The organism is Bacillus sp. MHSD_36 (assembly GCF_030757775.1).
Lineage (GTDB): Bacteria > Bacillota > Bacilli > Bacillales > Bacillaceae_G > Bacillus_A.
The window spans coordinates 13914-35436 of sequence record NZ_JAVBIS010000010.1 but is presented as its reverse complement, the minus strand read 5'-3'; the positions used below and the strand labels follow the sequence as shown (position 1 = coordinate 35436).

The window sequence follows — 21523 nt, the reverse complement described above, 5'->3', positions numbered from 1 at the left end:
AAGCATTCTGCTTGGTGGTTTTGTATTAGGATTCTAATTTTTTCCCACGTTTTAATAAGAAAAGAAAGACAATGACAAAGAGGCCAAGTATAAGGAAGAATCCATATTGTTTTATATAATCCATTATGTCATTTGCGCTTGTTGGTTTTTCAACGTGAATGCCGTCTTTATTAGTAGTAATATGAATATCTTTCATTTTCACTTCATTTGTTTCTTTTTGTAAATCAATCCATTCTATATTTGGAATGCTCTCTAGTTCCTTTAATACTTCTTTTAATGGTTTCACACCTAAGTAAGGATGATAGAATGCACCAATAACTCCATCGGATAATTTAGCAACAGATACAGCACGTTCCTTCATCTTTGCAATAGTATGTGGCTTATCTTCTTCAATAAATCCGACTGTTTCAGGAATTAATTTCATCCCGTGTAAAAATGATGGAGTACTTGTATAAAATGGTGAGTGCATAGATTTCCAAGTTGTGTCACTTAACTGTAGTTGTCCTACATAAGTTGAAAAGTACCTTGATAATATTGCATATCCTTTTTGAGACATCGTGTAATGAGGTGCTTCAAATGCGACAGGATATAGTTTTGTATCTACAAGTTCTTGAATACCTTTTTCAATATGATCAGTCGTATATTTTTCTTCAAATTCTTCCCCTTTTTTTACATATGCATTATATGCTTCTATATTAGGGAAATCATCTTTTGTTTTTGGTTTTTCATGATTTGGTTGACGAATTGGTTGATCTGTTTTGACATCCCAAAATTCAAAACCTTCACCAGTTTCACTATCATAAAATTGGTGCGTATAACCATGCATAATAATTGCTGCACCATCATTTTGCATAGAGCGTAAAAGATCGACTAGTTCGGGTTTCTCTTTTAAATGTATTGTTTTTCCTGTGTCTGGATCTTTATATACCGGTATGACCGTAATCATGTAAGAAATTTTTTTCTCTTTTAGTAATGTAGCAATTTCTTTTAATTGATTTATATCTGCGGCTGGATGGACGTCCTCAAGACGTAAATAAGCCTCTACTTTAGTTGTCGTTGGCTTTTTTCCGAAATAAGAAAATAACATTTCACCTATGTAATGGGATATCCAGTCGAAGAGATTTGGCGTTGCAACGTAATAAGATGTTTCATGCTGAACGATTAGTGGGTTCTTACTATTTGAGCTTAAAGCGTTAGCAAGAACAGTTCCATTTGTATCAAAAGATTGAATCAATCGTTCTTCTTCTAACGTGTTCTTTAGTTTATTACTTGGATATTCGATTTCATTCACTCGTACATCATTATCCTTTAGAGTAATGAAAGAAAAGCGATTAGATAGTTGTTCAACATTTTGCCCTAGCACTAATACTGGGCCTGAGAAATTTTCTATAAGTTGTTTTGCTTCAGTAGGAAACTCTTCTTTTTGTTCACCGATATAAACAATATGTGTATAAGAAGATGAATTAGTAATTTCATTAGCTTTTTTTAAACTTTTTGTAGTTATATCGTTTGTAAAATGTCCTAATTGAGTATTAAGGATTTGAATATTATTTGTAATTTTATCGTCTTTTGTACTATATAAAACAAGTACTTTTGGCTTTGATGACGTTTGTGCAGAGGTGTGGATAGGGATAAGAAGTAAAATACTGAACAAGAGTATTATGCACTTTTTCATTTGGTCTGCTCCTATTCTATATGTAGAGTTCAATTTACAATTATATACAAGAAATACGTTGTAGTCTATGAAAGTTACATTTTTGCACGTATTTACCAGCTGTTTTTTCACAAAATCGGTCTGAAGCATGATGATAATATGTATAGTTATTTGCTATGATAAAAGGGTAAGAGAATGATAGAATGTGGGTAATTGTAAAGGGAAGAAGGCTGAAAGGGGACAAATTTCAGCGGAGAAAGAGGTAGAGGTAGTGAAGAAATTCTTTGTAGGATTTTTAGTTGTTCTTGGGGTGTACTTATATTTCCAAGGAAAGTCTGAAGGAATGGGCAAATTAGTAAATGAGACAAGCTATGTTGATTCAGAAGAAGCAAAACAGATGAAACAAATTATTATAGAGGAAGCAAAGAAAGTCAATCTTCCAGAATGGATACCTCTTACAATTGCCGAACATGAAAGCCGGTTAAATCCGAGAAGTGTTGGAGATAACGGAACTTCATTCGGATTATTTCAATTGCATCGCGGTGGTGGGCTTGCACCAGAGCATTTAACTGATGAAGAGTTGAAAGATCCACGTATAAATGCGCAAATTGCAATGCCGCATTTAATGAAAGGATATAAGCGCGGGGTGCAAAAAGGTTTGACTGATTTTGCATTACTAAAATATATAGCAAATACATCTGGATGGCCAGGGAATTTAGGGCCGGAGTGGACGGATAATAATATGAAGTATAACGTCGGATTAGAGGATGTGTACTATCGAAATAAAGGTGTAATTAAAGAGTAGGTTTTTGAGACCTACTCTATTTTTTGTGGATAATCGCGTTGTTTTGTGAAATACTCTGCTAGTTGTATTTTCACCTCTTCTAGCTTTGTAGAAACTTGCGGTATTTTATATCCTACATACAATGGTGAAACGACAAATCTAGGAACAACTTTACAAATGATTTTTCCGTTTACGTGATAGAAGAATAAGTTATAACTACTACATCCTTTATGGAAATCTGTCAGTATGTAACGTACAGTTTGCTGAATGTAATTTGCCAATTCATCGATGAATTCAACATCTTCAATGATGATATTAAATTCAGTAAAACCGATAATAGGGCGATCTGAAATATTGAGTTCAATGCGCTCGTTTTTTTGTACAATGACTCCTTGGAAATTGTCCTGTTCAACGTTATCGAGATAGTCTACATATTTCATTCCGATAATCTGCATGTGTGCATGATGCAAACTTCCACCGGAGAATGGACCATGATTTTTGTATAAAATCACAGATGTGAATTCTTCATTCTTCTGCAAATCTAACCAATGTTTAATGGAAAAATGAATTAGCGATTTCATATGTTCTTCTGTATATGTCGCAATATGATCTTCACAATTATCTGTTTCTATTAGCACCGTTTGAAATGTATCTTTTAATGTAGGGAATTTGTTTTTTAGCCAAATAATTGATCCTTCAGTTGCTAAAATATCCGTTAAATTTTCTCTGTCACAAAAAGGACATGCCGCGCTTCTATTCCGGATGCTTTCTGGTTTTTGTTTACCGATATCGTTTAAAAAGTATAGTTGTTGTGTATCCATTTGTATATATGCCCCTTTAAAATATGTGTAAAAATCCCGCTTAATACATTCGGGAAAAGGAGAAGAAAATCCTTTAAAGGGAATCGGAAAAATAAAAGACAAGATATCCTCATTAAGATAGGGTACCTTGTCTTTTATTTTTTCTTTAATAATGTGTATGGATAGTATAGATCGTTTGTATTGTACTTCTTTTTTCTATTTTTTATTGTGTATAAGGCAATTGCTGTACTTGCGATTACAATAATGGCTTTCTTCATATTCGGTTACCCCTTTTTTATTGTTGGTTTAATTCTTGGCTAACTGCTTTTGCATCAACTAGAGCGTGTAAAATCATTTTTACCATGTTCATCATATTCTCTCACTCCTTTTTATAGTTCGTTTAGTTCTTTTACAACTGCTTGTCCGTTCACTAATACCTCAAAGATTGCTTTTACGATTTCTTTCATCATGGTTGTTTCCTCCTTTTGTTGTCTCTCTTGTTTACATCTTTATTGTATAGGGAGGCATCTTTTCGTACTATCGCTTTCCATTACGTGAACATAACAGTTTTGTAAGATTTGATGTCACTTATTGAAATGTTTAGTCTATCTTCATTATTTTCAGAAAAATGACTATTCAAACATGAAATGGGAAAGTATAATAAAGAAGTAAGTATTAAATTCCGTACGAAAGAGGTGAATGAGATGAAACGTTCTTTAGCTGCACGTGCCAAATTTTTAGATTTTATCTATTTTTGTCGTGCGATTTTTCATGATGTAGTTGTTAACGGGATACGTCTGTCCTTTTTTAACAATTGCATAGTAGCTATTGAACGATAGAAATCTCTTCACCCATTTTTAATAAACGTGTGAAAAGGGAGCTATTTGGCTTCCTTTTTCTATGTCGAAAACCATGGGGAATGTTTCTTTCCCATGGTTTTTTATATTGAAAGGAGTACGGAAAATGACAATTTGTAGTGTAAATAATGTAACGAAATCTTTTGGTGGAAACATCATATTTGAAAATATATCGCTTGAAATAAAGAACGGTGAACGTGTTGGATTAGTTGGTCGAAACGGTAGTGGGAAGACTACAATCTTTCAACTTCTAACTGGAATGGAAAGTTTGGATGCAGGAGCCATTCATATGAAGAAAGGTACACGTATTGGTCATGTGGCGCAAATTCCGAAATTTGATGAAGGTATGACTGTATATGATGTATTGAGTTCTGCTTTTAAAATAGAAAAGGAATTAGAAAGGGAAATGCATGCTTTAGAAAAACATATGGCGGAAGAACAGGAATCGTCTGCTTTACAAAGATTAATGGAGAGGTACGGAGTAATCCAAGAAAAGTTTGCATTCCTTGGTGGTTATGAAATAGAAGCGAATATTATGAAGGTAGCAAATGGTCTACAGGTGACAGAACTATTTCCTCGATCATTTCTGGAGTTAAGTGGCGGGGAGCAAACAAAAGTCAGCCTTGCATACATGCTGTTGCAGAAACCAGATTTACTTTTATTAGATGAGCCAACCAATCATTTAGATTTATTTGCGGTAGAATGGTTAGAGCAATTTTTGAAAGAATACAATGGAACGGTTATGGTCATTTCACATGATCGTTATTTCCTTGATGAAGTTGTAACGAAGATTTTTGATTTAGAAGATGGAGAGATTCACGTGTACCATACCAACTATTCTCAGTTTGTTGAGGAAAAGGAAGAACGGTTGCTTCAGGAGTTTCAAGCTTATCAAGAACAGCAAAAGAAAATAAAGAAAATGAAAGAAGCAATTAAGCGACTACGTGAATGGGCAAATCAGGCGAATCCTCCGAATGAAGGATTGCATAAGAGAGCGAGAAGTATGGAACGTGCACTCGAACGTATGGAAAAACTAAAGAAACCTATTTTAGAGCGAAAACAAATGGGACTTCAGTTTGAAGGGCAAGAGAGAAGTGGGAAAGATGTTGTTGTAATGAAAGAAGTGAGTAAGGGATTTGCTGACCACCCCTTATTTAACGAAGCGAATTTACATGTTCGTTTTCAAGAGCGTGCGGCCATCGTTGGTCGTAATGGTACAGGAAAGACAACGCTACTAAAATTATTATTAGAAGAAATAGAACCAGACGCGGGAGAAATTCGAATTGGTAGTAGTGTGAAAATCGGTTATTTATCACAGCATGCGTACGGAAATATGAAGAGTAATGTATTAGAGGCTTTTAGAGAATATGTAGCTGTAACAGAGGGAGAAGCGAGACATATATTAGCTAAGTTTTTATTTTATGGTCCAGCGGTGTTTAAGAAAGTAACGCAACTGAGTGGTGGAGAAAAAATGAGGTTAAGACTTGCGCAACTTATGTATCAAGATATCAATTTTTTGATTTTAGATGAGCCGACAAACCATCTCGACATTGAATCAAGGGAAGTTTTAGAGGAAGCTCTTGAACAATATAATGGAACGATTTTAGCTGTTTCACATGATCGTTATTTTTTAAATAAGTTATTTGAAAAGACGTATTGGATTGATGAGCGTAAATTATTTGAGTTTGCAGGGAACTATGCATGGACTCGTCAAAAGTGGGAGGAAAAGCTCGAGAAACAAGTAACAAAGCAGAAGCACCAAGGAAGAAAAGGTATGGAAACAGCTCCTGTAAAAAAGAAAGAATCTAGGAATGTTGAAGAGATTGAAACAGAGTTAATGCATGTAGAAGAAGATATATATACACTTGAGTGTAAGATGGAACAAGTAGTTGATGTTGAAATGCTTGAACAATTGTATGAGGAAAAAATGAAGAAAGAGTTGTTACGAGCGGAGTTATATAATGAGTTAGAGAATATTGTGGAGTGAAAAGTAGAAAGCGAATTCCTTTCAGTTTTGCTGAAGGAATTCGCTTTTTTATCTCGATATTTTACTGTAAAAGAAAAAGAAAATATGTGTTTCACGTGAAACAGTACATTTCATAAATCTTTGTTTCGTAATTTGTATAAATTTTAAAACATAAATGGTATTAGGAGATTTTTGCATCGATTAATTATTTCCCGAGACATAAGTATGTGAAACAGAGGCTCATAATTGGAAATAAAAAAATAGAGTTACAGCTTCACACGCTGAACTCTGTTTTCTTTTTGTGTGGCATCTTCCCTTGTTGAAATGATAATAGCGATCCCGAGCATAATAAAAAAAGCTAAAAAGAGGACGAACTTTGGGAAGAATGGGAATAGTAATAGCGCCCCGGCTATCATCATTGTTAATAATACGTAGTGCAGGACGTATTGGAATAGGTTGTCCATGTTTTCGCCCCCTTTTTGGTAATTGGTTATTAGTTATTAGTATTCTATGTCTCATACTGAACGAATAGAAGTGAATTTTTAATTTTTTAATACGAAATAAAAGAGAATGATTGAAGAGTTTGTTTCAACAAGTAAACGAAATTATGATGGATACTATAATCCGAAAGTAGATGAATTAGCTAAGCAGGCACTAGAAACATTAGATATTGAAAAACGAAAAGAAATTTATAAAAAGTTGTACCAAGAGTTGAGTGAAGATCAGCCTGTAATCTTCTTAAATAATAGCAAAGTTGTGTCTGCACATAATGCGCGCATTCAAGGATTACAAGAAGATAACTATAACGGTATCTTGGTTAAGTTTTAACTAAATTAAAGATAGAATAATAATTTTTAAAAAATTCTCAAAATATTTATTTAGAAAGAATTGACAAAATATAACGGACGATATAAGCTAATAACCATAAAGTCTACCGGAAAGGTCGGAATAGGATTGTTACCCCTCAAAAACATCTATTTTTTTACGATTAAAACCGACTTTTCCGATTGGCTATAAAATGTTGCTGTGGGAGGCATACATAAGGCAAGCAGTTCATAAGGTTTAATTATTAAAAAAAGAAAAGTTAGGGTGGGGACAATGAGAAAAAAGACAAAAAAATGGGCTGGTGTATTTTCGGTATTACTGAGTAGTTCGCTTGTGTTATCTGCTTGTGGGGGACAGGAAGATACGGCTTCTACAGAACCAGTAAAAAAGCAAGACTTAAAAGATGCTAAGATCGAATCAATTCCAGCTACAGATAAAAAGAAAAGTCCAGAGAAAGCAAATCAGCGAAAGGATACTTTTATTACAGCCATTTCTAAGCCAGGGGGAGTTTTCCTTCCATATTTCCAAGAGAATGGTTGGGATGGAAATGTAACGTCTGTAATTTTTGCGTCACTAGTAACAACAGACAAACAAAGTAAACCTGTTCCGGATCTTGCAGAAAAATGGGATATTTCTGCTGATCAGTTAACATATACATTCCACTTACGTAAAAATTTAAAATTTAGTGATGGGTCACCTTTAACAGCGGATGACGTAGCATTTACACTAACACTTCTTCATGATAAAGCGTATGAAGGTGGATTGGATATTGCTCAGTATGCTGTTAAAGGCGGGAAAGAATATAAAGAAGGAAAAGCAACTTCTATTGAAGGAATTCAAGTTGTTGATCCGCAGACAATTAAAATTACAACTGAAAAAGTTAATTCACAGGCGCTAACGAATTTAGGTGGCCCAGTGCTATCAAAAGCTTACTATGGAAAAGATTATAAACAAAATACAAGTTTAGACTATTTAAAAGCATTATATGGGCAACCAATTGCAGCGGGTCCATATAAATTTGAAAAATATGTTCCAGGTCAAGAAGTACGCTTCGTTGCTAACGAACACTATTATGCAGGAAAACCAAAAATTAAAAACTTTATTTATAAAATTACATCAGGTGATACTGGATTCCAATTATTCCAAACGGGTGAACTGGACTATAGTGGATTTAGAGCGAACCCTGAAAATATAGACCAATTAAAAGGATTAGAGTTTGCAAATATTAATCTTGAATCATCAAGTGATATTGCTTATATCTATGTAAATAATAAGAAACCGTATTTGAAAGATAAGAAGGTACGTCAAGCACTTACTTATGGATTAGATCGTAAGAAGTATGTGGATACAGCTTTACAAGGATATGGATCGGTTGCTAACGTACCAATTGCGCCAGTTTCATGGGCATATACAGAAGAAGGTATTAATAAATATCCACACGACGTAGAAAAGGCTAAAAAATTATTGGATGAGGCTGGTTGGAAAGTAGGTTCTGACGGGGTTCGTGAAAAAGATGGTCAAAAATTAAAATTAACATACTACGCATCAAATACAAGTAAAACAAATGATATCTTTATTCCAATTGCAAAAGAAAGTTATAAAGAAATTGGTGTTGAATTAAATCCAGAGTTGATGGACTTTAATACGATGCTTTCAAAAGTAGGGAAAGGTGACTACGATTTAGCGGCAGTTTCAACACCAGGAATTAGTGATCCAAGTGAAGTTGTAAGTGATTACTTATCAACTAATCCAAAAAGTGATACGGGTTATAACAATCCGAAAGTAGATGACTTGATTGTAAAAGGTATAGGGACGACAGATATTGAAAAACGTAAAGCAATTTATAAAGAACTGTATAAAGAGTTAAGTGATGATCCACCAGTTATTTTATTAAACTATCGTAAACTACTTTATGCTCATAATGCACGTATAAAAGGAATTGATCCAGAAAAGTACGATAGCATTAGTTCCAACTTACCAGTGTTATCTATTGAACAATAAGGGGTGACCTAAATAATAGAAGGCGTTTTTTCATACAGCGATGGAATAGTAGCTGTTTTGAAAAAATGTTCTTCTATTTTTAAGTAAATAGGATTGGAGAGACAAAAGGTGAAAACATATATCATTCGTAGGTTCCTTCAAATGATCCCTACATTGTTTGGTACATCTATTATTATTTTTTTCTTATTTGCACTTTTGCCAGGGGATTATATTGATTCAAATCCAAAGTTAACACCAGAGAGAGCTCAAGAGTTAAGGGAATTATACGGCTTAAACAAACCAATTATTGAAAGATATTTTCATTGGTTAGTGAATGCTTTGCATGGTGATTTTGGATTTTCTTTACAGTATCAAGAATCGGTAACTTCATTACTTAATAAATTCATTTGGAATACATTTATTGTTGCTGTTGCAGCTTTATTTTTCACTTGGATTATTGCTCTTATTATTGGGGTTATTTCTGCAACAAAGCAGCACTCTTGGTTTGATAGATTGGTAACAATCGGTGTCTTTGCAGCAATGTCATTTCCATCATTCTTTATCGGACTATTTTTAATTAAATTATTAGCAGTTGATTTAAAGTTACTACCTATTGGTGGCATGATTGATATTGGGAGTAATTCAACAGGGATAGCATACATATTAGAAGTATTACGTCATATGATTCTACCTGTATTTATTTTAACGCTTCTTGGCGTAGGATCGTTAACACGATATTTTAGAACCGGCATGTTGGATGTTATTAGGCAAGATTATATTCGTACTGCTCGTGCAAAAGGTTTAAAAGAAAGAACCGTTATTTATAAACATGCATTGAAAAATGCCATTTTGCCAGCGATTACATTACTCGCTTTTGAATTACCGGGTTTATTTTCAGGAGCTATTATTATTGAACAAATTTTTAATTGGCCAGGGATTGGGAGTATTCAATTAGAAGCATTAAACTTCCGTGATTATACGGTATTAATGGCTTTTACAATGTTTCTTTCTTGTTTAACAATTATGGCTAATTTCTTAGCTGACATTGTATATGCGTTTGTTGATCCAAGAATTCGATTGAAGTAAGGGGGGAAAGATATGGAGACCATTACACCAATAATAGAGAAAAAGAAAGAACGAAAAAAGCGAAATGAATCATCACCATGGCGCCAAGCGTATAAAAAAATCAAGAAAAACAAGATGGCACTCTGTGGCTTATACGTTTTAATATTTATGTTTTTATTTAGTTTTATCGGTCCAGTCTTTTCACCGTATGCTGATGGGAAAGTACAAGTAACACAAATTAATAAACCACCCAGCCTGTCACATTGGCTTGGAACAGACCAGTTGGGACGAGATATTTTAACTAGACTTATGCAAGCAGGGCGTATTTCATTAACAATTGGTTTAGCGTCCATGCTACTATCCGTTATACTAGGAGCTTTATTAGGAGCAATTGCTGGTTTTTATCGGGGGGTTATAGATCATTTAATTATGCGTGTTGCGGATGTGTTAATGTCCATTCCGGGATTACCGCTACTTATTATAATGGGAGCAATTTTATCAGAATGGAAATTACCATCGGAATATCGTTTATATGTTGTAATGATTATTTTAAGTTTAGTAGGATGGCCAGGACTTGCCCGTCTTGTGAGGGGACAAATTTTAACTTTGCGGGAGCAAGCCTTTATGCAAGCGGCAGATGTATTAGGATTAAAGGATTCTCGAAAAATTATTCATCATCTAATTCCTAACGTCTTTCCGTTGCTTATTGTTGTAGCAACTTTGGGTGTGGCTGGATCTATTTTAAGTGAGTCCGCACTAAGCTACTTAGGTCTCGGCGTCGTCCCACCTACACCATCATGGGGGAATATGATTAGCGCAGCTAACTCATTAATCGATTTCCAAAAGCGTCCGTGGTTATGGATTCCGCCTGGTTTTGCAATCTTTATAACAGTTGTATCCATTAATTTACTGGGTGATGCACTTCGTGATGCGTTAGATCCAAAGATGAGACGGTAGGTGAGGGAATATGAGTAAAGCGGTAGTAGAGCTAAAAGACTTACAAACACACTTTCAAACGGAGGAAGGAACAGTAAAGGCTGTAAATCATGTTAGTTTTGCTGTTCGAGAGGGTGAAACGGTTTGTGTTGTAGGTGAATCAGGTTGTGGGAAAAGTGTAACAGCTTTATCTATTATGGGACTTATTGCTGAATCAGGCAGTGTAGTAGGTGGAGATATTCTATATGAAGGAAAAAGTCTTTTAGGAATGAAAGAGAAAGAGCTTCGTAGTTTACGAGGTAATGATATTGCGATGATTTTCCAAGAACCGATGACATCGCTGAATCCGGTCTTCACTGTAGGAGAACAAATTGTAGAGACGTTAAGGGAGCATGAACTGCTTAGTAAAAATGAAGCATATAAGAAGGCTATTGAATTAATTCGTAAAGTTGGCATAGCTCGTGCGGATGAAATTGTCCATTCTTATCCACATGAACTGAGTGGTGGTATGTTACAACGTATTATGATTGCTGTTGCGCTTAGTTGTAATCCTAAGTTATTAATTGCTGATGAACCGACAACGGCTCTTGATGTTACGATTCAAGCTCAAATATTAGACTTATTAAGACAAGTAAAAGAAGAATTTAAAACATCCATTTTACTAATTACACATGATTTAGGTGTTGTAGCTGAGATGGCTGATTACGTTGTCGTTATGTATGGCGGGAAAGTTATTGAGGAAGCCCCAGTACTAGAAATATTCCAAAATCCGAAACACCCGTATACGAAAGGCTTGTTGAAATCAAAACCAGTGATGGGAAAACGAATAGATAAACTATATTCTATTCCAGGGCAAGTTCCTAATTTAGTTGGTTTGGATGAGTTTTGCTACTTTAGTGGTCGTTGTGAGCATTGTATGGAAATATGTAAAGAAGAAGCGCCAAATCTGAATGTACATGATGAGAATCATAAAGTAGCTTGCTGGTTATATGAGGAGCGTGCGGGACAATGAGTGAACCATTATTAGAAGTAAAAAACTTAAAAACATATTTTCCAATTAAAGGCGGAATATTTAGTAGAACGGTTGGACATGTAAAAGCAGTTGATGGAGTAAGTTTTACTATTAATAAAGGCGAAGTGTTCGGTCTTGTTGGTGAATCGGGAAGCGGAAAAACGACGATAGGAAAAACAATTTTACGTCTCGTCCAAAAAACGGAAGGGGAAGTGAAGTTTAAAGGGCAGGATGTTCACTCTTTATCTAAGGAAGAATTGAGAAAACATCGACCTAATATGCAGCTTGTGTTTCAAGATCCGTTTAGCTCATTAAATCCGAGAATGAGAATTGGAGAAGCACTTGGCGAGCCAATGTTGGCCCACGGATTAGCGACGAAAGAAAATGTTCGTGAAAAAGTGATAGAAGTATTAGAGTTATGTGGCTTAGCCCCATATCATATTGACCGGTATCCTCATGAATTTTCTGGTGGACAACGTCAACGTATCGTTATCGCAAGAGCTATGGTATTAAACCCAGAATTTATTGTAGCTGACGAACCTGTGGCAGCACTAGATGTATCTATTCAAGCACAGATCATTAATTTATTTAGTAAGTTACAGGAGAAAAAGGGACTATCTTATTTGTTCATTTCACATGATTTAAGTGTAGTCGAACATTTATGTACGAAGATCGGGATTATGTATTTAGGAACGATCGTGGAGACAGCGCCGCGTGATGAGTTATTTACGAACCCACTTCATCCATATACAAAAGCATTGTTATCGGCAGTGCCAATACCAGATCCAACAGTGAAGCGAGAGAGAATTATACTAGAGGGTGACATTCCGAGTCCAGCAAATCCACCTTCAGGCTGTCGCTTTCATACACGTTGCCCGTTTGCAACAGATATTTGTAAACAAACGGTACCAGAATTCCGTAATGTTGGTGAGGAGCATTTTGTTGCTTGTCATCATGTATAAAAAAAGACTCTTTCAAATTGAAAGAGTCTTTTTTTATTTACTAGATGAAGTTTGTTTCAATACAAATTGCTCGATTGCATGAGCAACACCATGTTCATTGTTTGTTAATGTTACAACATCACATAGTTTTTTTACATCTTCTTCGGCATTTCCCATTGCAACTGATAAACCAGCTACTTGTAACATTGGTACATCATTAAAGTTGTCCCCGATTGCAATAGTATCTTCAATTGGTATATTGAAATAAGCAGCCATCTCTTGTAGACCGTTCCCTTTATGACCATGCTTATCCATAATTTCTACATTAGTAGGAGCTGATGCTGTAACTGAAATACCAGTGTCTTCTTGTAACATACTTAATAGCTGTGCACGATGCGCTGCATTAAATGTCAAAATGAAGAATTTAGATATTTCTAATTCTGGATTATTTACAACATCTTCTATTTTTTGGAAATCAGTAATTAAGTTTGATTTCTTTTGTTTTTCTGTAATTCTCTCAAGTTCCTCAAGTGTAACATCTAGTGCATTCTTGTTCTCTTCAAACGCTTGCATGACTTGATCTTGCCATGTATATGGAGAATAAACTCCCTTATTCGTATATAGCTTATAAGGAAAACCTTCAGATTCCAGTAATTTTGCAAGTTTGTATACTTTATCGTTTTGTAAACAACGCGAGTTAATTACTTTTCCATCCACATAAACAATTGCCCCATTGCTCGCTCCAACTGGAAGAGATAGTTTATATTCTTCCAATAATTTTAAAGCATCCTCTTTTGCACGGCCAGAACAAATCATAACGATATGACCAGCCTCTTTTGCAGCTTGGATAGCTTGTAAGTTCTCTTTGGAGATTTCAAGATTAGATGATAGTAGTGTACCATCCATATCTAATGCGATTAATTTCAAAATGACCACCTCTTTGCTTTTATTATACATAGTTATATAGAGGAAACATATAAACTTATCTTGGAAAAATTGTATTTTATCTCGCATGAATCGTTAGTAAAAATTTGATAGATTCCAACGTATTCATTTGAATATGCGTTTTAGTTTGTAACAAAAGTAGAGGTGAGTATGGAAATGTTTCGTTATATGACTGTAATATTACAAAATCATTACAAATATAAAATTAGTAGAAAGTGCATTGAAATAGAGTTTTTAAAGGTTTTTATAAAAAAACGTAAAAAAAGTGTAATAAATTTTACGTAATTATATTGCAACGTAACGATAGTTATGTTACATTAATGTTACAAACGTTACGTTATTAAATTTAATATAACGACAACATAAAAACTATGAAATAAACATTTCTTAGAAATTACATATAGATAACTTATTAAAAAGGAGGATACATAAAATGAAAGAGCAAGTATTACAAGTAACAAAAGGTGACTTTGTAGGATCAGCAAGTGGAGCAGTAGTATTAACAGCATTAATCGTATTTCTATCAAGCGTATTAGTATAATAGAAGTTTTGTAACAAAAGAAAAAGAGAGGAGAATGGAAAATGAAAGAGCAAGTATTACAAGTAACAAAAGGTGACTTTGTAGGATCAGCAAGTGGAGCAGTAGTATTAACAGCATTAATCGTATTTCTATCAAGTGTATTAGTATAATAGAAGTTTTGTAACAAAAGAAAAAGAGAGGAGAATGGGAAATGAAAGAGCAAGTATTACAAGTAACAAAAGGTGACTTTGTAGGATCAGCAAGTGGAGCAGTAGTATTAACAGCATTAATCGTATTTCTATCAAGCGTATTAGTATAATAGAAGTTTTGTAACAAAAGAAAAAGAGAGGAGAATGGGAAATGAAAGAGCAAGTATTACAAGTAACAAAAGGTGACTTTGTAGGATCAGCAAGTGGAGCAGTAGTATTAACAGCATTAATCGTATTTCTATCAAGTGTATTAGTATAATAGAAGTTTTAAAACATACAAAATGAAAGGAGAATGAGGAATATGAACATTGAACAAGTGTTACAAGTAACAAAAACAGATTTATTAGGATCATTAGGTGGAGCGGTAGTATTAACATCATTTATTCTATTCCTTGCAAAGGCATTAGTATGAGACATATAAATACAATCATTCAAAAAAAATAAAGACTCTAGCATATTAGTAAGTAGTTAATATGTTGGGGTCTTTTTTGTTTTCTTCTATATATATCTCCAAGTATGAATAGCCTCCCTTTATTTTAAAGAGAAAAAAGTCGAATTTTATATGTAAGAAAAAAAGAGGAATTTGACAGAAAAGATAGAAAATTTTAAAGGTCAGAATTTGTTAGCTTGCTAACTAATTTCTATTAATTGATGTTGGAAGCGTTTTCGGTTGGTTTTAAGTATGAACTATTTAATCTATTTACAGGGGGATGAGGATTTTATGAAACAAAAATCTATGGATACGCTAGCTGCACAAATGGAGGACTTTTTTCCAGTACGTGATGTAGATCATTTGGAATTTTACGTAGGAAATGCAAAGCAATCAAGTTATTACCTTGCGAGAGCATTTGGATTCAAAATTGTGGCTTACTCCGGATTGGAAACTGGTAACCGTGAAAAGGTATCTTATGTTCTTGTACAAAAAAATATGCGTTTCGTTGTGTCTGGAGCTTTGAGTAGCGACAATCGTATTGCAGAGTTTGTAAAGACTCATGGTGATGGTGTGAAAGATGTGGCATTACTTGTTGACGATGTTGATAAAGCATACTCAGAAGCTGTGAAACGTGGTGCCGTCGCAATTGCTCCACCTGTAGAGTTAACAGACGAGAACGGTACATTGAAAAAAGCAGTTATTGGTACGTATGGTGATACAATTCACACGCTTATAGAGCGTAAAAATTATAAAGGAACATTTATGCCAGGATTCCAAAAGGTTGAGTTTAATATTCCATTTGAAGAGTCAGGTTTAATTGCTGTGGACCATGTAGTTGGTAATGTTGAAAAGATGGAAGAGTGGGTTAGTTATTACGAGAACGTTATGGGCTTTAAACAAATGATCCATTTCGATGATGATGATATTAGTACAGAGTATTCAGCATTAATGTCAAAAGTAATGACGAATGGAAGTCGTATTAAGTTCCCTATTAATGAGCCAGCAGATGGAAAGAGAAAATCACAAATTCAAGAATATCTAGAGTTCTATAATGGAGCAGGTGTACAACATCTTGCTTTATTAACGAATGACATTGTTAAAACAGTAGAAGCGCTGCGTGAAAATGGTGTGGAGTTTTTAGATACACCAGATACTTATTATGATGAGTTAACTGCGCGAGTTGGGAAAATTGATGAAGAAATTGATAGGTTAAAAGAATTAAAGATTTTAGTAGATCGCGATGATGAAGGTTATTTACTACAAATCTTTACGAAACCAATTGTAGATCGTCCAACTCTATTTATCGAAATCATTCAACGTAAAGGTTCTCGTGGATTTGGAGAAGGGAACTTTAAAGCGTTGTTCGAATCGATTGAAAGAGAACAAGAGCGTCGCGGAAATTTATAAAATTTATATCCACCAGCAAAAATTCTTTTGTTGGTGGAAATTTCATTTTCATAGGGAGGAATCAGGATGAAATTTGTTACATTTCGTCTTCCTTCGAAAGAAATGCGAGCTGGATGGCTTGAAGGTGATAAGGTAATTGATATGAATCTTGCTAGTGGTGGGAAATTACCTTCTTCTATGTTCGCCTTTTTAGAGAAAGCGGATGAGTATGTAGAAGTATTGCGTAATATTAAGAATCCGGAAAAGGGTATATATTCCTTAGAAGAAGTACAATTGGCAGCGGCAATTCCTAATCCGAGTAGTATTCGAGATTTTTACGCATTTGAACAGCATGTAAAAACAGCTCGCGGCCGAAGAGGGCTAGATGTTGTACCTGAATGGTACGATATCCCGGTTTTTTATTTTACGAACCATCGTGCTGTAATTGGTCCGAATGATTTTGTAATTGGTCCGAAGAAATCTAAAAAACTTGATTATGAGTTAGAGATTGCTTGCGTAATTGGGAAAGAAGGAAGAAATATTTCTCGTGAGCAGGCAGAGGAATACATTTTTGGTTATTGTATTATGAATGACTGGAGTGCAAGGGACTTACAAGCAACAGAAATGAAGGTAGGACTCGGTCCAGCGAAAGGAAAAGATTTTGCAACAGCATTAGGAGCGCACCTTGTTACGAAAGAGGAGTTAGATGTTTATCGTAATGGTGACCGTTATGAGTTAGAGATGACTGCTCATGTAAATGGAAAGTTATTATCAAAGGGGAACTTCCGAGATATTTACTATACATTTGCTGAAATGATCGAACGTGCTTCGGAAGACGTTACGTTATATCCAGGCGATGTGATTGGTTCTGGGACAGTAGGAACAGGTTGTATTTTAGAACTGGGTACGGAAGAGTGGCTACAAGATGGAGATGTTGTAGAACTTACGATTACTGGTTTAGGTACATTACGTAATACGGTCAAAAAAGAAATGGAAGCAGGTGATGGGCATGTTTTATCGTCACATGGGGGAGCTACCTCATAAACGACATGTACAATTCCGTAAAAAAGATGGATCGCTTTATCGCGAACAGGTAATGGGAACGAAAGGTTTTTCTGGCACGCAATCTATTTTGTATCATCATTATATGCCAACGGAAGTATCGCATTCGGCTTTATCGCATTCTTGTCAGTTGCAGTATGAAGAAGATGTAGCTCTTGCTCATCGCCACTTCCGCACGAAAGAAAATAAAAAAAGTGGTGATGCAATAAGTGGAAGAAACTTCATACTTGGGAATGAAGATTTGTTAATCGGAGTAGTGAGTCCAACAGAAAAAATGGATTATTTCTACCGTAATGGTGATGGAGATGAAATGTTGTTTGTTCATTACGGAACAGGAAAAATTGAAACGATGTTTGGGACGATTCACTATAGAAAAGGTGATTATGTAACGATTCCAATTGGAACAATCTATCGTGTTATTCCAGATGAAGGAGAGACTAAGTTTCTTGTTGTAGAGGCAAATAGCCAAATTACAACGCCGCGTCGCTATCGTAATGAATACGGACAGTTGTTAGAGCATAGTCCGTTTTGTGAGAGAGATATTCGTGGGCCGGAGAAATTAGAGACATATGACGACAAAGGTGAGTTTGTTGTAATGACAAAGTCGAGAGGATATATGCATAAGCATGTTTTAGGGCATCATCCGTTAGATGTTGTTGGATGGGATGGTTATTTATATCCATGGGTCTTTAATATAGAGGACTTTGAACCAATCACAGGCCGTATTCATCAGCCACCTCCAGTACATCAAACGTTCGAGGGTCACAATTTCGTTATTTGCTCTTTCGTGCCACGTTTATACGATTATCATCCAGAATCTATTCCAGCACCATATTATCATAGTAACGTGAATAGTGATGAAGTACTGTACTACGTAGAAGGAAACTTTATGAGTCGGAAAGGCGTGGAAGAAGGTTCTATTACACTTCATCCGAGTGGAATTCCGCATGGGCCGCATCCTGGGAAAACAGAGGGAAGTATAGGGAAGAAAGAAACGCTTGAACTGGCTGTTATGATAGATACATTCCGTCCACTTCGTATTGTAAAACAAGCACATGAAACAGAAGATGAAAAATATATGTATAGCTGGATTGAAGAAGGTTCATATATTGTGAAATAGGAAAAAGAGGCATGCTCAATAAGGGAGCATGCCTCTTTTATGGAATCGACATGTATAATAATACCAAAAAAAATTATAGAAAGATATATGGAAAGAATGATAAAGGTATTGCAAATTCATAATAATTTCTACTTATTTCGACAAAAGTATTGACTGAGAAAAGTACTATAGGTAAAATGAAAAAGCGAATTAAAAATTTTCAGAAAATTTAAAACTTGGAGGAGCATGCTATGAAGCAAATTTTTCAAAAGAAGCCTATTGCAAAGTTAATGCAAGAGAGTAAACAAAAGACGTTAGCAAGAACATTGGGCGCATTGGATTTAACGATGCTTGGAATCGGGGCGATTGTTGGAACTGGTATTTTTGTTCTAACGGGCGTGGTAGCAGCAAAACATTCTGGACCAGCTATTATATTATCATTTGCGATAGCCGCGTTAGCTTGTGCCTTTGCTGCATTTTGTTATGCTGAATTTGCTTCTTCAGTTCCTGTATCAGGCAGTGTGTATACGTACACATATGCGACGATGGGGGAAGTATTCGCATTTTTAATTGGATGGGACTTAATGCTTGAATATTTACTTGCTACATCTGCTGTGGCAAACGGTTGGTCCGCTTATTTCCAATCTTTATTAAAGGGATTTGGAATTCATATCCCTACCATTCTCTCCTCAGCACCTGGTACAGGTAAGGGTGGAATAATTGATTTACCTGCAGTTCTAATTATTTTAGTGATGACAGTTCTTTTATCTAGAGGTGTTCGTGAAAGTGCACGTGTAAATAATGTTATGGTGTTTATTAAAATAGCAGTCGTTCTTATTTTTATCTTTGCTGGTTTTAATTATGTGAAACCTGAAAACTGGACGCCTTTTATGCCATTTGGTTTAGATGGTATCATGGCTGGAGCTGCTACAGTGTTCTTTGCATTCATAGGGTTTGATGCAGTTTCAACGGCAGCAGAAGAAGTGAAACGTCCACAACGTGATTTACCAATTGGCATTATCGCATCTTTATTAATTTGTACGGTTCTTTATATTGTTGTTTCACTTATTTTGACAGGAATCGTTCCATACAGTCAGCTAAATATATCAGATCCAGTCGCTTTTGCACTTCAATTTATTGGACAAGATGGTTTAGCGGGAGTAATTTCAGTAGGAGCGATTACAGGGATCACAACAGTAATGTTAGTTATGATGTATGGGCAAGTACGTGTTTCGTATGCAATGAGTAGAGATGGATTATTGCCGAAGCGTCTTGCTAAAGTTCACCCTAAATTTAAAACACCGTTTTTAAATACATGGACAACGGGAATTATTGCAGCACTTATTTCAGGATTAATAGATTTAAATGTATTGGCCCATCTTGTAAATATGGGGACTTTATCAGCCTTTGCACTTGTAGCCGTTGCTGTTATTGTAATGAGAAGAACTCATCCTGATTTACCAAGAGCATTTAAGGCGCCGCTTGTACCATTTTTACCAGCGTTAACGGTAATTTTTTGTTTATACTTAATGCTTCAATTATCCGGAACGGCTTGGACTAGTTTTGGTATATGGATGGTTATCGGTATTGCGGTTTACTTCTTATATAGCCGAAAACATAGTGCTTTAAATAATAGTAAAGACGAAGACGATGTAGCAAATCTATAAGTAGAAAAATCCATCCTAATTCTGTTAGGGTGGATTTTTTATTCTGAAAATTTACATTTTTCTGAATGTGTTATAAGATAATTGGTGGTGAACAAAGGGGTGGAATGATGAAAAACACGTGGCGTGAGTTAAGGGAGATGGACCGTAACGTATGGATACGGTTTATTGGTGAGACGTTAAATGGAATTGCAATGATGATGTTGATGCCTTTTTTTGCATTATATTTAAAAGATAAAGTAGATTCATTATTACAGGTTGGGGTTATTATGGCGCTTTCTCCAATTGCTGCAAGCTTTGGATCAATTATAGGGGGGAGAATTGCTGATATATATGGAAGAAAGCCGATTATGATATTTTCGATGACGAGTAATGCGGTATTCATGCTCGGTTTTTTATTTATAGAAGGATTTATTCCTTATGCGATTTTATCTGTTTTTTTAGGATTAAGTAATTCTTTATTTCATCCAGCTGCATCAGCGATGGTTGCAGATGTAACAGCGCCAGAAAAAAGAACAGAAGCATATGGTTTATTGCGAATGGGGCACAATATAGGTGCTGCAATTGGCCCGATAATGGGGGCTTCGGTAGTTATGTTGTCGAAGAACCTAGTGTTTATTATTGCTTCATCTACGATGTTATTTTATGCATTACTTGTATTCATCCTTATTCAAGAGACGATGCCAAAGAGTGCGAATAAAGAAGAGGATAAAGAAAAGGAATCAGGAGCAGTGTGGAAAATTGTATTGCGAGATAAGGCACTGATGATTTATTTATTAGCAGGTATCATTATTTCAATGGGATTTTCTCAAACAGAAGGCATGTTGCCACTGCATTTTGATAATGAAATGAGGGATATTTTTGGAAATAATAATCCATACCCATATTTAATGGCGCTAAACGGATTATTAGTTGTGTTGTTCCAATTTCAAGTTTCAAAATGGGCCACAGATAAACCGGTCGGAAAGACGATGTTATATGGTGCATGTTTGTTTGGGATTGGATTATTTTTTATAGGGTGGTTACCGAAGTGGTTTGGGGAATTTGATGCAAATGTTACAGTTATTTTAATAACACTAATGCTTGTGTATGCCATATATACGTTAGGTGAGATGATTATGTCGCCTGTACAGATGACGTTTGTAGCAAATTTGGCTCCTGAGCATTTGAGAGGGACGTATATGGGAGCTGCGAGTTTGCAGTGGATTACAGGAAGCGCATTCGGTCCACTTCTTGGAGGTTTTTTATTAGATCAATTACTTGGCCACTTGCTATTTACAATTTTAGCTGTAGGATGTGTAGTTGCAGGTATTGTATATGTTTCTTTAGATCGTCTCGTTGAACAAAGGCAAAAAAGCACACTGACCAAACGATCTTCTTAATAA

At 35.3% G+C, this 21523-nt stretch carries 23 protein-coding genes and 1 pseudogene; 19 read left to right on the top strand and 5 right to left on the bottom strand.

Translation table 11 applies throughout. From position 1 onward, the window contains the following. Positions 1 to 25 precede the first annotated feature (25 nt). The gene (locus Q9B79_RS24245) at positions 26 to 1675 is read right to left on the bottom strand and encodes a polysaccharide deacetylase family protein (protein ID WP_306188314.1); all 1650 of its coding nucleotides are present in this window, start codon (positions 1673 to 1675) and stop codon (positions 26 to 28) included. Positions 1676 to 1925: 250 nt separating this feature from the next. Between Q9B79_RS24245 and Q9B79_RS24240 the strand changes: the two genes are divergently transcribed. After that, complete coding sequence (locus Q9B79_RS24240; protein ID WP_098669246.1) at positions 1926 to 2459, top strand: transglycosylase SLT domain-containing protein; 534 nt, start codon at positions 1926 to 1928, stop codon at positions 2457 to 2459. Between the two features lie 11 nt (positions 2460 to 2470). Here the strand turns inward: Q9B79_RS24240 and Q9B79_RS24235 are convergent, their stop codons facing one another. Both Q9B79_RS24235 and Q9B79_RS24230 read right to left on the bottom strand, forming a co-directional pair. Further along, complete coding sequence (locus Q9B79_RS24235; RefSeq protein ID WP_306188312.1) at positions 2471 to 3259, bottom strand: DUF4931 domain-containing protein; 789 nt, start codon at positions 3257 to 3259, stop codon at positions 2471 to 2473. A gap of 134 nt (positions 3260 to 3393) precedes the next feature. Continuing rightward, entirely contained in the window at positions 3394 to 3516 is a 123-nt protein-coding gene (locus tag Q9B79_RS24230) for a hypothetical protein (RefSeq protein ID WP_001975396.1), read from the bottom strand. Between the two features lie 426 nt (positions 3517 to 3942). On the opposite strand from Q9B79_RS24230, the gene Q9B79_RS24225 reads away from it, so the two are divergent. Together Q9B79_RS24225 and abc-f are read left to right on the top strand one after the other, a co-directional pair. Further along, on the top strand, positions 3943 to 4077 hold the full coding sequence (locus tag Q9B79_RS24225) for an RAxF-45 family protein (RefSeq protein WP_000830642.1): 135 nt from the start codon (positions 3943 to 3945) through the stop codon (positions 4075 to 4077). Between the two features lie 124 nt (positions 4078 to 4201). Then, positions 4202 to 6082 carry a ribosomal protection-like ABC-F family protein gene (gene abc-f, locus Q9B79_RS24220; protein ID WP_306188308.1) on the top strand — a complete coding sequence of 627 codons (1881 nt, stop codon included), beginning with the start codon at positions 4202 to 4204 and terminating at the stop codon, positions 6080 to 6082. Between the two features lie 245 nt (positions 6083 to 6327). Here the strand turns inward: abc-f and Q9B79_RS24215 are convergent, their stop codons facing one another. Continuing rightward, positions 6328 to 6525 (bottom strand): hypothetical protein, encoded by a 198-nt coding sequence (locus Q9B79_RS24215; RefSeq protein ID WP_306188307.1) that lies wholly within the window; start codon positions 6523 to 6525, stop codon positions 6328 to 6330. Positions 6526 to 6634: 109 nt separating this feature from the next. On the opposite strand from Q9B79_RS24215, the pseudogene Q9B79_RS24210 reads away from it, so the two are divergent. The 6 genes and pseudogenes from Q9B79_RS24210 to Q9B79_RS24185 form a co-directional block, all read left to right on the top strand. Further along, positions 6635 to 6909 (top strand): annotated as a pseudogene (locus tag Q9B79_RS24210) (ABC transporter substrate-binding protein); the annotation flags it as partial. Between the two features lie 250 nt (positions 6910 to 7159). Next, entirely contained in the window at positions 7160 to 8887 is a 1728-nt protein-coding gene (locus Q9B79_RS24205) for an ABC transporter substrate-binding protein (protein WP_306188304.1), read from the top strand. 108 nt (positions 8888 to 8995) lie between these two features. Then, a complete protein-coding gene (locus tag Q9B79_RS24200) occupies positions 8996 to 9952 on the top strand; it encodes an ABC transporter permease (protein WP_306188302.1) in 957 nt (318 codons plus the stop codon). Positions 9953 to 9964: 12 nt separating this feature from the next. Further along, a complete protein-coding gene (gene opp4C / locus Q9B79_RS24195; RefSeq protein ID WP_306188300.1) occupies positions 9965 to 10888 on the top strand; it encodes an oligopeptide ABC transporter permease in 924 nt (307 codons plus the stop codon). Between the two features lie 10 nt (positions 10889 to 10898). Beyond that, positions 10899 to 11879 carry an ABC transporter ATP-binding protein gene (locus tag Q9B79_RS24190; RefSeq protein WP_048525606.1) on the top strand — a complete coding sequence of 327 codons (981 nt, stop codon included), beginning with the start codon at positions 10899 to 10901 and terminating at the stop codon, positions 11877 to 11879. Then, complete coding sequence (locus tag Q9B79_RS24185; RefSeq protein ID WP_306188297.1) at positions 11876 to 12841, top strand: ABC transporter ATP-binding protein; 966 nt, start codon at positions 11876 to 11878, stop codon at positions 12839 to 12841. Before Q9B79_RS24190 ends, Q9B79_RS24185 begins: the two co-directional genes overlap by 4 nt. 33 nt (positions 12842 to 12874) lie before the next feature. On the opposite strand, the gene Q9B79_RS24180 is transcribed toward Q9B79_RS24185, so the two are convergent. Then, positions 12875 to 13747 (bottom strand): Cof-type HAD-IIB family hydrolase, encoded by an 873-nt coding sequence (locus Q9B79_RS24180; protein WP_306188295.1) that lies wholly within the window; start codon positions 13745 to 13747, stop codon positions 12875 to 12877. A gap of 451 nt (positions 13748 to 14198) precedes the next feature. On the opposite strand from Q9B79_RS24180, the gene Q9B79_RS24175 reads away from it, so the two are divergent. The 10 genes from Q9B79_RS24175 (at position 14199) to Q9B79_RS24130 (ending at position 21520) form a co-directional block, all read left to right on the top strand. After that, positions 14199 to 14306 carry a DUF3948 family protein gene (locus Q9B79_RS24175; RefSeq protein WP_000664237.1) on the top strand — a complete coding sequence of 36 codons (108 nt, stop codon included), beginning with the start codon at positions 14199 to 14201 and terminating at the stop codon, positions 14304 to 14306. Positions 14307 to 14347: 41 nt separating this feature from the next. Then, positions 14348 to 14455 carry a DUF3948 family protein gene (locus tag Q9B79_RS24170; protein WP_000664237.1) on the top strand — a complete coding sequence of 36 codons (108 nt, stop codon included), beginning with the start codon at positions 14348 to 14350 and terminating at the stop codon, positions 14453 to 14455. A gap of 41 nt (positions 14456 to 14496) precedes the next feature. Then, positions 14497 to 14604, top strand: a complete 108-nt coding sequence (locus Q9B79_RS24165; RefSeq protein ID WP_000664237.1) for a DUF3948 family protein — start codon at positions 14497 to 14499, stop codon at positions 14602 to 14604. Positions 14605 to 14645: 41 nt separating this feature from the next. Continuing rightward, a complete protein-coding gene (locus Q9B79_RS24160; protein WP_000664237.1) occupies positions 14646 to 14753 on the top strand; it encodes a DUF3948 family protein in 108 nt (35 codons plus the stop codon). A gap of 33 nt (positions 14754 to 14786) precedes the next feature. After that, positions 14787 to 14906 (top strand): DUF3948 family protein, encoded by a 120-nt coding sequence (locus Q9B79_RS24155; protein WP_306188292.1) that lies wholly within the window; start codon positions 14787 to 14789, stop codon positions 14904 to 14906. A 309-nt stretch (positions 14907 to 15215) separates the two neighbouring features. After that, positions 15216 to 16334 (top strand): 4-hydroxyphenylpyruvate dioxygenase, encoded by a 1119-nt coding sequence (gene hppD, locus Q9B79_RS24150; protein WP_306188290.1) that lies wholly within the window; start codon positions 15216 to 15218, stop codon positions 16332 to 16334. Positions 16335 to 16400: 66 nt separating this feature from the next. Further along, positions 16401 to 17357 (top strand): fumarylacetoacetate hydrolase family protein, encoded by a 957-nt coding sequence (locus Q9B79_RS24145; protein WP_306188289.1) that lies wholly within the window; start codon positions 16401 to 16403, stop codon positions 17355 to 17357. Continuing rightward, positions 17323 to 18495 (top strand): homogentisate 1,2-dioxygenase, encoded by a 1173-nt coding sequence (locus Q9B79_RS24140; RefSeq protein WP_306188288.1) that lies wholly within the window; start codon positions 17323 to 17325, stop codon positions 18493 to 18495. Before Q9B79_RS24145 ends, Q9B79_RS24140 begins: the two co-directional genes overlap by 35 nt. Before the next feature lie 230 nt (positions 18496 to 18725). Then, positions 18726 to 20141 carry a branched-chain amino acid transporter BcaP gene (gene bcaP / locus Q9B79_RS24135; RefSeq protein WP_306188287.1) on the top strand — a complete coding sequence of 472 codons (1416 nt, stop codon included), beginning with the start codon at positions 18726 to 18728 and terminating at the stop codon, positions 20139 to 20141. A 107-nt stretch (positions 20142 to 20248) separates the two neighbouring features. Next, complete coding sequence (locus tag Q9B79_RS24130; protein WP_306188285.1) at positions 20249 to 21520, top strand: MDR family MFS transporter; 1272 nt, start codon at positions 20249 to 20251, stop codon at positions 21518 to 21520. Positions 21521 to 21523: the final 3 nt, after the last annotated feature.

Excerpts from the sequence above, each read along its gene's own strand:
- Q9B79_RS24160 (WP_000664237.1), top strand. The coding sequence starts at position 14,646 with ATGAAAGAGCAAGTATTACAAGTAACAAAAGGTGACTTTGTAGGATCA.
- Q9B79_RS24170 (WP_000664237.1), top strand. The coding sequence starts at position 14,348 with ATGAAAGAGCAAGTATTACAAGTAACAAAAGGTGACTTTGTAGGATCA.
- Q9B79_RS24205 (WP_306188304.1), top strand. The coding sequence starts at position 7,160 with ATGAGAAAAAAGACAAAAAAATGGGCTGGTGTATTTTCGGTATTACTG.
- Q9B79_RS24230 (WP_001975396.1), bottom strand. The coding sequence starts at position 3,516 with ATGAAGAAAGCCATTATTGTAATCGCAAGTACAGCAATTGCCTTATAC.
- bcaP (WP_306188287.1), top strand. The coding sequence starts at position 18,726 with ATGAAGCAAATTTTTCAAAAGAAGCCTATTGCAAAGTTAATGCAAGAG.
- Q9B79_RS24140 (WP_306188288.1), top strand. The coding sequence starts at position 17,323 with ATGTTTTATCGTCACATGGGGGAGCTACCTCATAAACGACATGTACAA.
- abc-f (WP_306188308.1), top strand. The coding sequence starts at position 4,202 with ATGACAATTTGTAGTGTAAATAATGTAACGAAATCTTTTGGTGGAAAC.
- Q9B79_RS24175 (WP_000664237.1), top strand. The coding sequence starts at position 14,199 with ATGAAAGAGCAAGTATTACAAGTAACAAAAGGTGACTTTGTAGGATCA.
- Q9B79_RS24245 (WP_306188314.1), bottom strand. The coding sequence starts at position 1,675 with ATGAAAAAGTGCATAATACTCTTGTTCAGTATTTTACTTCTTATCCCT.
- Q9B79_RS24145 (WP_306188289.1), top strand. The coding sequence starts at position 16,401 with ATGAAATTTGTTACATTTCGTCTTCCTTCGAAAGAAATGCGAGCTGGA.
- Q9B79_RS24190 (WP_048525606.1), top strand. The coding sequence starts at position 10,899 with ATGAGTAAAGCGGTAGTAGAGCTAAAAGACTTACAAACACACTTTCAA.
- Q9B79_RS24130 (WP_306188285.1), top strand. The coding sequence starts at position 20,249 with ATGAAAAACACGTGGCGTGAGTTAAGGGAGATGGACCGTAACGTATGG.
- hppD (WP_306188290.1), top strand. The coding sequence starts at position 15,216 with ATGAAACAAAAATCTATGGATACGCTAGCTGCACAAATGGAGGACTTT.
- Q9B79_RS24215 (WP_306188307.1), bottom strand. The coding sequence starts at position 6,525 with ATGGACAACCTATTCCAATACGTCCTGCACTACGTATTATTAACAATG.
- Q9B79_RS24165 (WP_000664237.1), top strand. The coding sequence starts at position 14,497 with ATGAAAGAGCAAGTATTACAAGTAACAAAAGGTGACTTTGTAGGATCA.
- Q9B79_RS24185 (WP_306188297.1), top strand. The coding sequence starts at position 11,876 with ATGAGTGAACCATTATTAGAAGTAAAAAACTTAAAAACATATTTTCCA.
- opp4C (WP_306188300.1), top strand. The coding sequence starts at position 9,965 with ATGGAGACCATTACACCAATAATAGAGAAAAAGAAAGAACGAAAAAAG.
- Q9B79_RS24225 (WP_000830642.1), top strand. The coding sequence starts at position 3,943 with ATGAAACGTTCTTTAGCTGCACGTGCCAAATTTTTAGATTTTATCTAT.
- Q9B79_RS24235 (WP_306188312.1), bottom strand. The coding sequence starts at position 3,259 with ATGGATACACAACAACTATACTTTTTAAACGATATCGGTAAACAAAAA.
- Q9B79_RS24155 (WP_306188292.1), top strand. The coding sequence starts at position 14,787 with ATGAGGAATATGAACATTGAACAAGTGTTACAAGTAACAAAAACAGAT.